The organism is Ensifer adhaerens, from assembly GCF_028993555.1.
Taxonomy (GTDB): Bacteria; Pseudomonadota; Alphaproteobacteria; order Rhizobiales; family Rhizobiaceae; genus Ensifer; species Ensifer adhaerens_I.
Map to the genome: position 1 here is coordinate 2638209 of NZ_CP118611.1, position 15396 is coordinate 2653604.

General features: G+C 62.2%; 13 protein-coding genes. 11 read left to right on the plus strand and 2 right to left on the minus strand.

Annotated features, from left to right (window positions below):
- Window positions 1-57: 57 nt before the first annotated feature.
- Genes PWG15_RS32085 through PWG15_RS32100 form a run of 4 tightly spaced genes read left to right on the plus strand, consistent with a single transcriptional unit; the run spans window position 58 to window position 5275 of the window.
- Entirely contained in the window at window positions 58-1068 is a 1011-nt protein-coding gene (locus PWG15_RS32085; RefSeq protein ID WP_275025661.1) for an ABC transporter permease, read from the plus strand.
- On the plus strand, window positions 1065-2192 hold the full coding sequence (locus PWG15_RS32090; protein ID WP_275025662.1) for an ABC transporter permease: 1128 nt from the start codon (window positions 1065-1067) through the stop codon (window positions 2190-2192). Before PWG15_RS32085 ends, PWG15_RS32090 begins: the two co-directional genes overlap by 4 nt.
- Window positions 2193-2204: 12 nt before the next feature.
- Complete coding sequence (locus tag PWG15_RS32095) at window positions 2205-3878, plus strand: ABC transporter ATP-binding protein (RefSeq protein ID WP_275025664.1); 1674 nt, start codon at window positions 2205-2207, stop codon at window positions 3876-3878.
- Between the two features lie 23 nt (window positions 3879-3901).
- Window positions 3902-5275, plus strand: a complete 1374-nt coding sequence (locus PWG15_RS32100; RefSeq protein WP_275025665.1) for an alpha-glucosidase/alpha-galactosidase — start codon at window positions 3902-3904, stop codon at window positions 5273-5275.
- A gap of 64 nt (window positions 5276-5339) precedes the next feature.
- Here PWG15_RS32100 and PWG15_RS32105 read toward each other — a convergent pair whose 3' ends face one another.
- Together PWG15_RS32105 and PWG15_RS32110 are read right to left on the minus strand one after the other, a co-directional pair.
- Window positions 5340-6710 carry a sensor histidine kinase gene (locus tag PWG15_RS32105; protein WP_275025666.1) on the minus strand — a complete coding sequence of 457 codons (1371 nt, stop codon included), beginning with the start codon at window positions 6708-6710 and terminating at the stop codon, window positions 5340-5342.
- Window positions 6707-7381, minus strand: a complete 675-nt coding sequence (locus PWG15_RS32110; protein WP_275025667.1) for a response regulator transcription factor — start codon at window positions 7379-7381, stop codon at window positions 6707-6709. The genes PWG15_RS32105 and PWG15_RS32110 overlap by 4 nt, the downstream gene beginning before the upstream one ends.
- Window positions 7382-7622: 241 nt before the next feature.
- Between PWG15_RS32110 and PWG15_RS32115 the strand changes: the two genes are divergently transcribed.
- The 7 genes from PWG15_RS32115 to PWG15_RS32145 all read left to right on the plus strand — a co-directional run bounded on the left by PWG15_RS32115 (window position 7623) and on the right by PWG15_RS32145 (window position 15396).
- Entirely contained in the window at window positions 7623-9113 is a 1491-nt protein-coding gene (locus PWG15_RS32115; protein WP_275025668.1) for a patatin-like phospholipase family protein, read from the plus strand.
- A 211-nt stretch (window positions 9114-9324) separates the two neighbouring features.
- Window positions 9325-10584, plus strand: a complete 1260-nt coding sequence (locus PWG15_RS32120; protein WP_275025669.1) for an ABC transporter substrate-binding protein — start codon at window positions 9325-9327, stop codon at window positions 10582-10584.
- 205 nt (window positions 10585-10789) lie between these two features.
- Entirely contained in the window at window positions 10790-11713 is a 924-nt protein-coding gene (locus PWG15_RS32125) for a carbohydrate ABC transporter permease (protein WP_275025670.1), read from the plus strand.
- A 7-nt stretch (window positions 11714-11720) separates the two neighbouring features.
- Window positions 11721-12581: a carbohydrate ABC transporter permease gene (locus PWG15_RS32130; RefSeq protein ID WP_275025672.1), complete on the plus strand. Its 861-nt coding sequence runs from the start codon at window positions 11721-11723 to the stop codon at window positions 12579-12581.
- Window positions 12582-12585: 4 nt separating this feature from the next.
- Complete coding sequence (locus PWG15_RS32135) at window positions 12586-13647, plus strand: ABC transporter ATP-binding protein (protein ID WP_275025674.1); 1062 nt, start codon at window positions 12586-12588, stop codon at window positions 13645-13647.
- A complete protein-coding gene (locus PWG15_RS32140) occupies window positions 13616-14410 on the plus strand; it encodes a formylglycine-generating enzyme family protein (protein ID WP_275025675.1) in 795 nt (264 codons plus the stop codon). Before PWG15_RS32135 ends, PWG15_RS32140 begins: the two co-directional genes overlap by 32 nt.
- Entirely contained in the window at window positions 14389-15396 is a 1008-nt protein-coding gene (locus PWG15_RS32145) for a ScyD/ScyE family protein (protein ID WP_275025676.1), read from the plus strand. Before PWG15_RS32140 ends, PWG15_RS32145 begins: the two co-directional genes overlap by 22 nt.

Genomic DNA, 15396 nt, shown 5'->3' on the forward strand with positions numbered 1-15396 from the left:
CCTCCGGTTGAAAGGCCGGAGGAGCGCTCGATCACCCCAACGACAGAAGGAAACGGCATGTTCAGGTTTCTGCTTGTCCGCATCGCCTCTGCCATTCCGGTGCTTTTGGTGTTGAGCGTAGCGACGTTCGCCATCATCCAGGCCCCCCCCGGAGACTATAGCGATTACATCCGCTCGCAGCTGATCAACCAGGGCGGCGCGTCCTATGAGGAAGCGGAAGCCCAGGCGCAGGCCTACCGCAAGGAACATGGCCTCGATCAGCCGATGGCGGTGCAATACGTCAACTGGATGACCGGCATCCTGACGCGCGGCGATTTCGGCCACAGCCTCTATTACAACAAGCCCGTCGCCGATGTCGTCGGCGAGCGCCTGCCGCGCACGCTGGCGCTCGCGCTGGTCTGCCACATTCTGGCGTCGGTGATCGGCATTTCCTTCGGCATCATCGCCGCGACTAGGCAATATTCCTGGATCGACAGCCTGCTTTCGACCGTGTCCTTCCTCGGCATGACGGTGCCGCGTTTCCTGATGGCGCTGATCATCGTCTATATCCTCGTCTTCCACTTCAACGTCAGCGAGATCAACAGCTTCCACTCGGCCCGCTACGGCGGCGCGCCCTGGTCCTGGGACAAATTCGTCGACCTCGTCAAACACGTCTGGCCGGTCGTCGCGATCGCCACTTTCGGCGGCCTCGCCTACAATATGCGGGTGATGCGCGGCAATCTCTTGGACACGCTGAACGCCCAGTATGTCGAGACGGCGCGGGCGAAGGGCTTGAGCGAAGGTGCCGTCGTCATGCGCCACGCGGTCCCGAACGCCCTGCATCCGCTGATCATGTACCAGGGCGTGGTCCTGCCCTACATGCTGACGGGCGAGATCGAGACCGCGATCATCTTCGCTCTGCCGACCGTCGGTCCGGCCATCGTCGGCTCCATGTGGGTGGGCGACGTCTATGTCACCGCCACCTTCATGCTGGTGCTGTCGGCAACGCTGATCGTCGGCAACATCATCGCCGACATGCTGCTGGCAGCGCTTGATCCGCGCGTCCGTCTCGGAGGAGCCCCGGCATGACCGTCGAGATTGAGACCACCTTTCCGCTCGCCGCCGAGCCGAAACATGAACAGCACAACGAAAGCTATTCCGCGCTCGTCTGGCGCCGGCTGAAGCGCTCCTGGACCGGCATGCTCGGCCTCGTTCTCGTTGGCCTGCTGATCTTCATGGCTATCTTTGCCGACTTCCTGTCGCCGGTCGATCCGAAGGCGACAGGTGTGGCCTTCGCGCCGCCGCAGGCGATCAGCTTTAGCGACAAAGACGGCAATTTCGTCTTTACGCCGCGCAGCTATCCGCTGACCGAGGGCACGGAACTGGACCCGATCACCTTCCAGCCGATCATCGGCCCCGACTACGACAACCCGCAGATCCTCGGCTTCTTCGTCAAGGGTGCGCCTTACCGTCTCTTTGGCCTGATCCCGGCCGAGCGTCACTTCTTCGGCGCGGTCGACGGCTCGGCGGTGCATCTGCTCGGAACCGACAAGTTCGGTCGCGACGTACTCTCGCGTATCTTCGTCGGATCGCGCATCTCGCTGATGATTGCGCTCGTCGTCGTTTCGATCGTCACCGTCGTCGGCACCACTGTCGGCATGGCGTCTGGCTATTTCGGAGGCCGTTTCGATGTCTGGACCCAGCGCTTTGTCGAACTGGTGCTCGCCTTTCCGCAACTGCCGCTCTATCTGGCGCTGACCTCGCTGATCCCGGTGACGGCGCCGACCAACGTCTTCCTCGCCTTCGTCATCATCGTCATGTCGGCGCTCGGCTGGGCGCAGATGTCGCGGGAGGTGCGCGGCAAGACGCTGGCGCTCGCCCGCATCGACTATGTGCGGGCGGCAATCGCTGTCGGGGCCAGCGACCGGCGCATCATCTTACAGCACATCCTGCCGAACGTGATGAGCCACGTGATCGTTGCCGTGACGCTGTCGATCCCCCAGGTGGTGCTGCTTGAATCCTTCCTCGGGTTCTTAGGGTTTGCGGTCAAGCCGCCGCTGATCTCCTGGGGGCTGATGCTGCAGGACACCTCCACCTATTCGGTCATCGGATCCTATCCCTGGATCCTCTCGCCGGTCGCCTTCGTGCTTGTCACGGTCTTCGCCTTCAATGCGCTTGGCGACGGCCTGCGCGATGCCATCGACCCCTATTGAGGAGGACGCTTCATGACAGAAACAATCGACGTCCTCGCCGCCGCTGCTGCTGAGCGCAAGGACCTTTCCGAACGCTCCGGCCAACCGATCATCGACGCCCGCAACGTCGCGGTCCGTTTCAAGGTCGAGCATGGCACGGTGGAGGCGGTGAAGGACGTGTCCTTCCAGCTCTACCGCGGCGAGACCATCGCCATCGTCGGCGAATCCGGGTCGGGCAAATCGGTAACGGCCCGCAGCGTCATGGGGCTGCTGTCGAAACGCGCTACCATCGCCCCGCAATCGCGCATCGAATATGACGGTAGAGACGTGCTCAAATTCTCCCCACGCGAACGTCGCGGTTTGCGCGGCAATCGGCTGGCGATGATCTTCCAGGAGCCGATGAGTTCACTGAACCCGGTGTACACAGTGGGCACGCAGATCATCGAGGCGATCAGGGCGCACCGCAGGATGAGCCGACGCGCCGCGACCGAGCGGGCGCTCGAACTGTTGCGCCATGTGAAGATCCCGGATCCGGAGCTCAGGATCAACCAGTATCCGCACCAGCTCTCCGGCGGCCAGCGCCAGCGGGTGATGATCGCGATGGCGCTTGCCAATAATCCTGATGTGCTGATCGCCGACGAGCCGACGACGGCGCTCGACGTCACGGTCCAGGCGCAGATCCTCAACCTGATCCGCGACCTGCAGCGCGAGCTCGGCATGGCGGTGATCCTGATCACCCACGACCTGACGGTGGTGCGGCAATTCTCGGATTACGTCTATGTCATGCAGTATGGCGAGGTGAAGGAGCACAACACGACGGCTGCGCTCTTTGCCAACCCTTTGCATGCCTACACGAAACGGCTGCTCTCGTCGGAACCGTCTGGCGCCGCGAGGCCACTGCCCGACAATGCGCCGATCATGCTTGACGGACGGGATGTGAAAGTTTCCTTCATGCTGAAGAAGGGCGGCCTGTTCCGGTCCGAGTTTTCCGAGCTCGTTGCGGTGGACAAGCTCAGCCTCAATTTGCGCAAGCACGAGACGCTCGGGTTGGTTGGCGAATCCGGCTCCGGCAAGACCACCTTCGGCCAGGCGCTGATCCGGCTACTCAATGCCGATGGCGGCGAAATCTTTTTCGACGGCATCCCGATCCACGACAAGGACCGCACCGCCATGCGGCCTCTGCGCTCGCGCATCCAGATCGTCTTCCAGGACCCTTTTGCGTCTCTTAACCCGCGCATGTCGATCGGCCAGATCATCGAGGAAGGCCTGGTCGTCAACGGCATCGGCCAGAACCGCAAGGAACGGGTCGAGCGGGTGGTCGATGCGCTTGTCGCCGCCGGCATGCCCGGCAACATCCTGTCGCGCTTCCCGCATGAATTCTCCGGCGGCCAGCGCCAGCGCATCGCCATTGCCCGGGCGATCGCGCTCGAACCGGAATTCATCCTGCTCGACGAGCCGACCTCGGCGCTCGATCTCTCCGTCCAGGCCCAGATCATCGAACTGTTGCGTAAGCTGCAGGACGAGCGGGGCTTGAGCTATCTCTTCATCTCCCATGACCTCAAGGTCGTGCGCGCGCTCTGCCACCGTGTGGTGGTGATGCAGGACGGTAAGATCGTCGAGGAGGGGCCGGTGAGCGAAATCCTTTCCAATCCCAAGACCGCCTACACCGAAAGGCTCGTACGGGCCGCCTTCGATGTGGCAGCATGACCGCTAGAACTGAGAGGCAATCCATGACCAGACAACCCAAGATCACCTTCATCGGCGCCGGCTCCACCGTCTTCATGAAGAACATCATCGGCGACGTGTTGCAGCGGCCGTCGCTGTCGTCAGCGACCATCGCGCTGATGGACGTCAACCCTCAGCGTCTCGGCGAAAGCGAGATCGTCGCCGGCAAGCTGGTGCGCACGCTCGGCGTCAAGGCGAAGATCGAAACCCATTCCAACCAGAAGAAGGCGCTCGAAGGAGCCGATTTCGTCGTCGTCGCCTTCCAGATCGGCGGCTACGAGCCCTGCACGGTCACGGATTTCGAGGTGCCGAAGAAGTATGGCCTGCGCCAGACAATCGCCGACACGCTCGGCGTCGGCGGCATCATGCGCGGGCTTCGCACCGTGCCGCATCTCTGGAAGATCTGCGAGGACATGCTTCAGGTCTGCCCGAACGCGATCCTGCTCCAATACGTCAACCCGATGGCGATCAACACTTGGGCGATCTCGGCGAAGTATCCGACGATCCGCCAGGTCGGCCTCTGCCATTCGGTCCAGGGCACGGCTTTCGAGCTGGCCCGCGATCTCGATATCCCGGTGTCCGAAATCCGCTACCGCGCCGCCGGCATCAACCATATGGCCTTCTACCTGACCTTTGAGCACAAACAGGCTGACGGCAGCTTCCGCAATCTCTATCCGGATCTGGTGCGCGGCTACCGCGAGGGGCGGTTCCCCAAGCCCAGCCACTGGAACCCGCGCTGCCCCAACAAGGTGCGCTACGAGATGCTGACGCGGCTCGGCTACTTCGTCACCGAAAGCTCCGAGCATTTCGCCGAATACACGCCCTATTTCATCAAGGATGGCCGGCCGGATCTGATCGAGAAATTCGGTATCCCGCTCGACGAATACCCGAAGCGCTGCGTCGAGCAGATCGAGCGCTGGAAGGGGCAGGCGGCCGCCTTCAAGGAGGCGGAAAAGATCGAAGTGGCCGAGAGCCACGAATACGCCTCCTCGATCATGAACTCGGTCTGGACCGGCGAACCCTCTGTCATCTACGGCAACCTCCGCAACAACGGCTGCATTACCTCGTTGCCGGAAAATTGCGCCGCGGAAGTGCCCTGCCTCGTCGACGCCTCCGGCATCCAGCCGACCTTCATCGGCGACCTGCCGCCGCAGCTGACCGCGCTGATCCGCACCAACATCAATGTCCAGGAACTGACGGTCCAGGCACTCGTAACCGAGAACCGCGAGCATCTCTATCACGCGGCGATGATGGATCCGCACACGGCAGCCGAACTGGATCTCGACCAGATCTGGTCGCTCGTGGACGATCTGCTCATCGCTCATCGCGACTGGATCCCGGAATGGGCGCGCGTCTCGAAGAAGGTCCAGGCGGCTTAGCTTTTTCTCCCGGCTAAGCTGCGATCGAGCCCCGGAACCCCACGTTCCGGGGCTTGTCCTTTTGCTATATTTCGACCGCTTGCGCTATAGGCAGCACGATGCGCAGGCAGGCGCCGCCGGAGGCCGAGCGCGCGACGTCGACATAGCCACCGTGCAGGTGAACGATCCTCTGCACAAGGTTGAGACCCAGGCCCGCCCCCTTGCCATCCTTGCGTAGCCGCTGGAACGGTTCGAAGATCCGGTCCGTTTCGCTGCGCGGTATGCCATCGCCGTCGTCGCACACATCGATCGCCCCATGTGGGTCGACCTTGACCGTGATCGTGCCCCGCCGGCCGCCATGGTCGATGGCGTTCTGTACGAGATTGGTGAGCGCCCGCTCCAGCGAGGCCTCGTCTCCCGTCGCCATGACAGGGCGTTGGTCCGCCTCGAAGGTCATCTCGTAACCGGCGCCAAAGGCAAGTGGTGCGAGCGCAACGATCACCCGCTCTGCTAGGGCGGCGAGATCGACGGGCTTGAACTCGTCTTTCTGCGCATCGAGCCGCTCGAGATCGAGAAGCTGTCCGGCGAGGATCGAGAGACGTGTCACGTCCTCATTCAGGCGTGACTTGTCCGGTCCCGGAGGCAGCGAGGCGATGCGGGCACCGAGGATCGCAACGGGCGTGCGCAGTTCATGGGCCGCTTGCGCCAGGAAACGCTTGTGTCTCGAGTAGCCGTCATCGAGCCGCACCAGTGCGTCGTTGACGGCCGTCACCAGCGGCAGGAACTCGTTGGGAACGCCAGCAACGGGCATCTGGATTCCACGCCGGTCGTACTCGATATGCGCCGCATGCGCGGCCGCATGGGAAAGGCCGGAAAGCATCCGCTTCACCACGATCGGCGTGACGATAACGGTGGCAAAGGCCAGAAGCAGCAGCATCGGCACGAAGATCGAGAGAAAGGCGCCGGTGGTGCTGAGAAGCAACCGGCCAAGGGTCAGCTCCCCCTCAGTGCCGCTGAAAATCTGGATGCTGCCGGCCGGCGAGTCTAGCCATTTGACGACGGCTTCCGGGCGTGCGTTCTTATCTGGGGAAAGCCTGAAACGGGCGTCGTTCATGTGCTCGAGGCCGGCGGTCGCAAAGGCGAAGGCTTCAGGGACGGTGCCTTCCGAGAGGCTGTGCCCTTGTTTGTCCCGCGCGATGAACCAGATGCTTCCGGCCTGTTGTCTCAGCCGTTTCAGCTCCGGCGTTTCCTGAAGAACGAGATCGCCTTGAGTGTTGCGGGTGATGGCGTCCTTCAGGACGTCGACATTCCCGTTTTCATAGCCGTCGATGAGATAGCCGGTCACCCAAAGCAGCCCGACGGCAAGGGCGATTACCAGGACGGTTGCGACCGTTTCGAACAGCACCAGCCAGCCGACGAGGCGCCATTTGAACGAATGCGAGGCGCTGCCGTTCATTGATCTTCCCTGAGCAGATAGCCGACACCGCGAATGCCGTTGATGATCACTCCGGCGCTGGCATCCGCGAGCTTGCGTCGAACGCGTGAGATGTGGGTGTCGAGCGCGTTGGACTGGATTTCGTCGTCAAGGCCGAACACCGCTTCCATCAGGGCGGCACGCAGCACCATCCGTCCCATGCGCCGGGTGAGCGTTTCGAGCACCAGAAGCTCGCGGCGCGGCATTTTCAGCGGTACGCCGGCGATGCTTGCCTCGCAATGGGCGAGATCGAAGGAGAGACGCCCGACGGTGACGACATCGGACTGCACTGGGACCGGTCGCCGTGCCAACGCCCGCAGCCGCGCCAGCAATTCCTCGAAGGCGAAAGGCTTGCCGATATAGTCGTCGGCGCCGCCATCGAGCCCGGCAACGCGGTCGGCGAGGTCGTCGAGTGCGGTCAGCATCAGGATCGGCACGGTGTTGCCGCGCGCGCGTATGGTGGGAATGAGCGAGAGTCCGTCGCCATCGGGCAGCTTGCGGTCGAGCACCACCACGTCATAAACGGCATCGTTCAGGATCAAGGCGGCTTCGGCGAGATCGCGGGCATGATCCGCGATCATCCGGTGATGGCTCAATGCGGCCTTCAACGCACCGGCGAGTTCCTTCTCATCTTCGACCAGCAAGACCCGCATGAATGCGATTTACCCCGTGCCATGTGCCTACGCGCGCGACCCTAGCGCTGCTTCATTGAGGGAACCTGTCATCCTGCCACAAACTAATCCCGATCGCGGCCACCGCACAATCATTCGTTGCGAACGCCGCCCATGACATGCTGTCTCAATGTTGATCCTTAGGCTGGGCGGCAATTGCTCGTGAACATCAGTTCTCGCGGGCAAGCCAACCGGATCAGGACGCATGAAGGTCAGCAATCGAATGCGGCACTCAACCAACGAGAACGGAGAAGGGGCTATTCGCCGCTACACCGTGTGGCAGGTTGTGATTGTGCCCACAAGAGCGCTCGTGCGACACGCAGCGCTGGCACTCACGCTTGTTGCGGCCGGTTGCGTCGGCCCGGATGCGACACCCACAAACAGGCGCCTCGAATTGACAACCGGAGCCGTGCCACCGCAGCAGCGGACACTCGATTCCGGCGAAACCGCCATCATCCTTGCCTTCTCCGGAGGCGGGGCTCGCTCTGCGGCCTTCGGCTACGGCGTGTTGTCGGCCCTGGCGGAGGAGCCATCACCGGGAGGGAGGGGACGCCGTCTCGCGGATGATGTCGCCGTTGTCGCCGGCGTTTCCGGCGGGGCTGTGCTCGCGTCCTACTTCGCCCTTTACGGCCGGGAGGGCCTTGGCGATTTCCGCGAGCAGTTTCTCGGGCGCGACGTCGAGGCATCGCTTCGGATGTCTTTTTCGCCGCCCAATATCCTGCGCGGTTATCGGGGCGGGGTGAACGATCTGTCCGGCTTCCCCGCCTGGCTCGACGCGAACCTGTTCAAAGGCGCAACCCTCGGTACAGTCACACGCCCGGGTCATCCGCGCCTGGTGATCCACGCGACCGACCTTTACAATCGCGCGCCATTCATTTTCGATCGTAGTTCCTTCACCGCGATTTGCAGCAACTATGACGACTATCCGCTCGCCTATGCCGTTGCGGCCTCGGCGGCGGTGCCGGTCGTTTTCGCGCCGCTGACATTGCGGAACTTCCGGACGGGCTGCGAGGTTTTGCCGGAGGCGAGCACACAAGAGGCGCGGTCGAGGCAGCGGAGTTCGCTCGTCGCGCGTGAATACGCCGATTCACTCAGGCGCTACGAAACGGCGAGCGACCTCAACTATCTCAAGCTCTATGACGGCGGTCTGGTCGACGGCGTCGGAACGCAAAGCCTGCTCCACCTGATGGGGCGCGCGGCACCTGAACCCATTCCGCCGGAGCGGGCCCTCAACCTCAGGCACGTAATGGTCATCGTCGTCGATGCGTCTACCCGGATCGGAGGGGAGTTGTCGAAAACCGCCCGCAGCCCCAAGGCGCCGGATGCGATCGTCGCGGCGATCGACGCGATGATCAACATCCCCAATCTTCAGAGCTATGACGCCTTGCGCGACCATCTGCCGAGCTGGCGGGACAGGTTCGTGCAGTGGCGGTGCAGTCTCGACAGCGCGAAGCGGGGCTGCGGCGATCTCGATATCGGCATCGTCAGGCTGGCGCTGTCGGACATAGCCGACCCGGCGCTGGCACACCGGATCCTCGGGCTGCACAACCGGCTGAGCCTGGAGGCGAAAGACGTCGATTTTCTCTCGGGCCTCGGACGGAGCCTGCTGCGCGCGCATCCAGGATACCAGCGGTTCCTGGATCGCATCAGGCGGGGCACCACGGATGGGCGTATCAGCGCCTTGTCGAATTGGCGCTCACGCAATCTCAAATAACAGTAAATACTAATGCAACCTCTCTGAATAAGGCTTTTGATGTGATAAACTCATCGCGGGAGTAACAGCCGGCTAAGGAGATGCCGGCCTCCATTTCATCTTGCTGTTCAATCGTTTGTGGATGTCGAGGCAGCGTCTCCACCATGCCGGGCAAGGCCGGGCCCCTGTGCGACGTGGCCTTTGACCAGCAACTCGGATTGGGAGGTGTACAATGGTTCGCAAACTGTTTCTCGTTTTGGCTGCCGCGGCGTCCGCGCTTGCGATCAACGGGGCCGCATGGGCCGATTTCACGGTCCTTGTGCCATCGAGCAGCGAGGGTGACGGCCTTAGGGCTGCCGCCGCCGACTACTCGAAGATGAAGGGCACGAAGGTGGAGATCGTGCAGGCGCCTTATGCCAATGTGTTCGAGCAAGGCGCCAATGCGGGGGCAACCAAATCCGGCGTATTCGACATCATCCTGATGGATGATCCGTGGATTCCGTTTTTCGCCGAGAACGGGCATTTGGAGGACCTGACGCCGTTCTTCAAGAAGGCCGGCTTGGAGGGGCCGGACACCGATTTCCTGTCGAAGTCGCTGGCGATCTGCCGCAACCCTTACAATACCGGTCCCTATGTTTGCCTGCCCTATGTGGGGAACGCCCAGATGTTCTTCTATGACGCCGCCAAGTACAAGGAAGCTGGTGTAGACGCTCCCAAGACCTGGGATGACGTCTTGAAGGCGAGCCAGACCCTGACCAAGGACGGCGGCGGCCGCTACTTCGGCTACGTCTTCCGCGGCGGTCAGGGTAACCCGGTCGTTGCCGACTTCATGCCGATCTTCTGGTCCTACGGCGCCAATATGTTCAATGAGGATCGCACGAAGGTGACGATCGATACGCCGGAAGGCGCGGCCGCGATGAAGACCTTCATGGCGCTCCGCGACGTTTCTCCGAAGGGGATCGAGAGCTACAACGCCAACGAGGTCGGCACTGCGCTTGCCGCCGGCACCGCCGCCTCGTCAATCAACTGGCCGAACTGGGTTGCGACCTTTGAGGATCCGAGCCAATCGAAAATGGTCGGCAAGATATCCTACAGCCCGATCCCGGCGGGCACGAAACCGGGCAGTTCCGAAATCGGCCATTGGACCATGGGCATCATGTCAGCGTCCAAGAACAAGCAGGAAGCCTTCGACTTCATGCTGTGGGCGACCTCACCCGAGCAGATCAAGATCTCCGCCGAGCGCGGCAACCCACCGGTGCGGACCTCGGTCTTTACCGATCCTGAACTGACCAAGCAGGAGAAATTCCGCCATTACCCGGTGCTGATGGAGGCGATCCAGGCTTCGACGCCACGGCCGCGCCATCCGAAGTGGCCGGAGATCGAAAATGCCTTCGGGATCGAGCTTTCCAAGGTGGTCGCGGGCACGATCACGCCTGAGGAAGCGCTGAAGAACTCACAGACAGCGGTCGAAGAAATCACCGGCCTTAAATAGCCGGACGCATGTATCGGTGGGGCCACAGGCTCTGCCCTTGCGGCCGCACCGGATCCAACCGGTGGGGTCGCATCCGAGGTCAGTACAGCGAAAGCGCCGCACGTCTTATCAGGCGCGCAACAGTCGCCGTAGCACGTTGAATCGCGCATGTTTGTATCCTCAAAACGGGTACGGATACATGCAGTAGCGCCTGCGGGAGGAGCCAATGTTGAGGCCCGACAAAGGCATGCCGACGGCGTCGCTCAGACTGGGTGGCGCGCTCGAGCATTGGACTGAGCGTCACTTGCGCTACCTGATGCTTGCACCGACGATGCTCATCCTTCTGGCACTGACGATCTTCCCCAGCTTCTACATGTTTTATGCGGCGGTTCACAGGATCAGCCCCAATCCCGACCTGCCCTGGGAATTCGTCGGCGCTGGCAATTTCGCGCGGCTGTTGACCGACGCACAGTTTCACGTCGCACTGCGCAACACCGTGGTGTTCACGATCGTGGCGGTGACGTTTGAATTCCTGCTCGGACTGGGCCTGGCGCTGCTGCTCGACAAGTTCATCCGCCGGCTGACCTTTCTCAAAACCGTGCTGATGATCCCGATGATGCTGCCGCCGATCGCCGTCGCGATTACCTGGAAGATCATCTACGAGCCACAGTTTGGCGTACTGAACGAGATCATGTTCCGTCTCGGTCTTCCATTGCAGGCCTGGGCGGGCGACGTGAATCTCGCGATGTTTTCCATCATCGTCGCCGACGTCTGGCAGTGGACGCCATTCATATTCCTTCTGATGCTGGCGGGGCTGGCAAGTCTCCCGGTCGAGCCCTACGAAGCGGCCGCGCTCGATGGCGCGTCGTCCTGGCGGCAGTTCTGGGACCTCACGCTGCCGTTCCTCAAACCGGTGATCGCCATTGCCTTGCTGCTGCGCGTCATGGATGCGCTGCGCCTTTTCGATCTCGTCTTCATCCTGACCGGGGGAGGTCCGGCCGATCGCACCAAGGTCCTGAGCCTCTATATCTACCAGGTCGCCTACCGCTTCGCCGATCCCGGCTACGCGGCGGCGATTTCTCTCTTTGTGCTGTTCGTGACGATCTTGCTGAGCACCTGGTTCATGAAGCGCATGCGACTGGCGGAGTGAGGCGACGATGGCGACGATAAGAACACGCAGCCGTGGCCGGGAAATGCTTCTCCGCCTGTCCGCCTATCTGACGATCCTCGTCGCGCTGATCCTGACGCTGTTTCCCGTCTATTGGATCGCGGCGAATTCGTTCAAGTTCGACATCGACATCTTCGCCGTGCCGCCCGAATGGCTGCCACGCAACCCGACCTTGAAGCACTACGACGAAGCGTTCATCCAGCGTCCGTTCCTGCGCTACGCACTGAACAGCTTGCTCGTCGCGGTCGGAACCACGATCATTTCCGTCGGCTTCGGCGCGATGGCTGGCTATGCCTTGGCGCGGTTCAGCTATCCCTGGCAATGGCGCAAGCAGATCTCGTTCTGGATACTGTCGACGCGGATGATGCCGCCGATCGTCAGCATCATCCCGCTCTACCTGTTCTTCAACTACTTCGACATGCTTAACACCAAGTCGGCGCTCATCATCGCCTACACCGCCTTCAACCTGCCCTTCGCCACCTGGATGATGAAGAGCTATTTCCAGGACTTGCCGGTCGAACTGGAAGAAGCCGCGATCGTCGACGGTGACACACGCTGGGGCGCATTCCTGCATGTCGCTTTGCCGCTCGCGCGTCCAGGGCTTGCGGCCACGGCCATCTTCTGCCTGATCATCTCCTGGAACGAGTTCCTGCTGTCCCTGATCATCACGCTCACTGAGCAGTCGCAGACGCTGCCGATCGGCATCGCCGGGCGGGTGACGCAGTACAAGACCTATTGGGGGGAAATCAGCGCCGCCGGGTTCATGGCCTGCGTGCCGATCGTCATCTTCGCTTTCATCGTTCAGAAGCATCTGGTCCGGGGGTTGTCTCTCGGGGCGGTCAAGGGGTGAGGCCATGGCGTCCGTCACGTTCACCAATGTCTCCAAGAAATTCGGCGAATTCGTCGCGGTGGCCGACTTCAATCTGGAGGTTCGGGACAAGGAATTCCTGGTCCTCCTCGGCCCTTCCGGCTGCGGCAAGACCACGACGATGCGCATGGTTGCCGGTCTTGAGGAGGCGACATCCGGCGATATCTACATCGATGCGGAACGCATTAATGGCGTCCTGCCGAAATATCGCGACGTCGCGATGGTTTTCCAGTCCTATGCGCTCTACCCGCACCTGACCGTCGAGCAGAACATCGGCTACCCTCTCAAGATCCGCAAAGTGCCACCCGAGGAAAGCAAACGGCGCATCGCCGAAGTCGCGCGTCGGGTGGAACTCGAGACCATGTTGTCGCGCCTGCCAAAAGAGCTTTCGGGCGGCCAGCGCCAGCGCGTCGCGCTTGCCCGCGCGATTGTGCGCACGCCGCGCGTTTTTCTCATGGACGAGCCGCTCTCCAATCTCGACGCGAAGCTGCGTACCCAGATGCGCTCGGAGCTGAAACATCTCCAGCACGAGCTGCAGGTCACGACGATCTACGTCACGCACGACCAGATCGAGGCGATGACCCTGGCACACCGGGTGGCGGTCATGAACAAGGGGGTGATCGAGCAGCTGGGAACGCCGCGGGAAATCTACAGCGATCCGCGTACGCTCTTCGTCGCCGGCTTCATCGGCTCGCCGCCGATGAACCACATTCCGGGAGAGGCGCGGGACGGCATCTTCACGAGCGCTGGGCTGAAGGTCGGCGGACTTGGCCAGGCGAGTGTTCCCCGCGCCGTCCTCGGCGTTCGCCCGGAGGACATCCATGCGACGGGAGCCGAAGACGGAGATGCCAATCTGGTGGCCCCAATCTATTCGGTCGAACTCACCGGTGAGAACACGCTTGTTAGCCTGCGGCTCGGTGCCCAATTACTGACCCTACGGGCAGACAAGAATTTCGCCGGCCAGATCGACCAGCCGATCGGCATCAAGGTCGCGGTCGACCGGGTGTTTCTGTTCGATGGCGAGTCTCAGCGTCGTGTCGACCTCTAATCTCCGGGTGGTGGCTGTGGCGACCACGCTCACGCTTGCGGCGGGGGCGGCCACCGCCGATGACGGCCCAATCGCCGGCAATCCGCTCGTAGACATACCCGCCGGCACTTTCGTGTTCGGCCGCGACGATGGCCCGGACAACGAACGTCCGCGCCACCTGGTGCAGGGCCGCGCTTTCGCCATCAACCGCACCGAAATCACCAATCGGCAATATCAAGCCTTCGTCGAAGCGACCGGCCATCGTCCCGCCTTCTATGCCGGTCACCCGCTTCTCGGATTGGACGACCATCCGGTGGTCGGCGTAGGCTGGGCGGATGGCGATGCCTTTTGCCACCACTATGGCCTCACTCTCCCTTCGGAGCAGCAATACGAGAGGGCGGCACGCGGGACCGAGGGGCAGGCGTTTCCTTGGGGCACCACGCCTGCGGATGGTCGCCGCGTCAATGCCGGCGCGGCGATTTGCTGCTCGGGCGATGCGGGCGACGGTTATCCGATGACCGCGCCCGCCGTGTCCTTTGCCGACGGCGAAAGCGGCGAAGGAGTACTCAACCTCGTCGGCAATGTCTGGGAATGGACGAACGATCTTTATGCACCCTATGCCGCCAAGGCCGCGATCAGCGGCGTCAAATCGTATCGCGTACTGCGCGGCGGGTCCTGGAACAGCGATCCCGCACATCTTACCACAACCTATCGTTTGGCTTATGATCCGGATTTCCGGTTCTCGGCCAATGGCGGTTTTCGATGCGTCCGTTCCGGCAGATGACGATCCTCGTCGCTTTCTTGCTTCTGGTAGCAGGTGCCGCTGCCGAGCCGACGGTCGCGCCGGGTTACCGGCTTAAAAGCTTCAGCAAGGCCGGTGCTGCCTTCGGCGGCCTTTCCCGCGACGGCGAGGCTCTTCTCGTTACCGATCTGGCGAGCGGCCGGCTCTATCGCGGTACGCCGGGCGGCGATTTCGATACGTTCGGTCCGGTCTTTCCCCATGGGCTCGATGTGATCGGCGATCCGACCGGTCCCTATCGCGTATTTCGCGTCGGTGACAAACTGATCGTCGCCCAAGGCTGGACGCCGGTAAACGGCGATGAGGGACCCTATGACCACGGGCTCATCGCGATCGACAGTGCCGGCGGACTCCACGTCATCAGCGCCGATTTCTGGAACCCGTTCGACCTTGTCGCCGGCAAGGATACCTATTACGTCGTCGACTCGGCGCGCAACAGCGTCGAGCGTCTTGGGGTCGATGGCCGCAAGCAGACGATCATGAGCTTCCGTCGCCTGCGGCAACAGGCGACCGCGCTCAAGACGCTCTCGCCGACGGAGTTCAAGGGTGAAGACAGCTATGAGGTCGACGCCGTGCCGACCGGTATCGCGCTTCGCGCGGGGCGCCTCTATGTCGCGCTGTTCGGCGGCTTTCCCTTCCTCGCCGGTGCCGGAAAGGTCGTTTCAATTCCCGAGAAAGGCGAGGGCACGGAGCCGCGGCACGACGTCAAAGGCCTGAATGCACCGGTCGCCATTGCCTTCGACGAAGATGGAAAGATGCTCATCCTTGAACACGGCCTATACGACCAGCAGCAAGGGTTCCGGTCAGGAAGCGGTCGGCTGCTGCGGTTCGACAACGTGACGGGCCGCCGGGAGACGGTGGTCAGTGGGTTGACGCGACCGGTTTCCATCCTCGTCTGGGATATCAAGCAGATCGTCATCTCCGAACTTGGCGGCACGCTCTTCTTCCTGACACGCGAGGAGAGGCGCTAA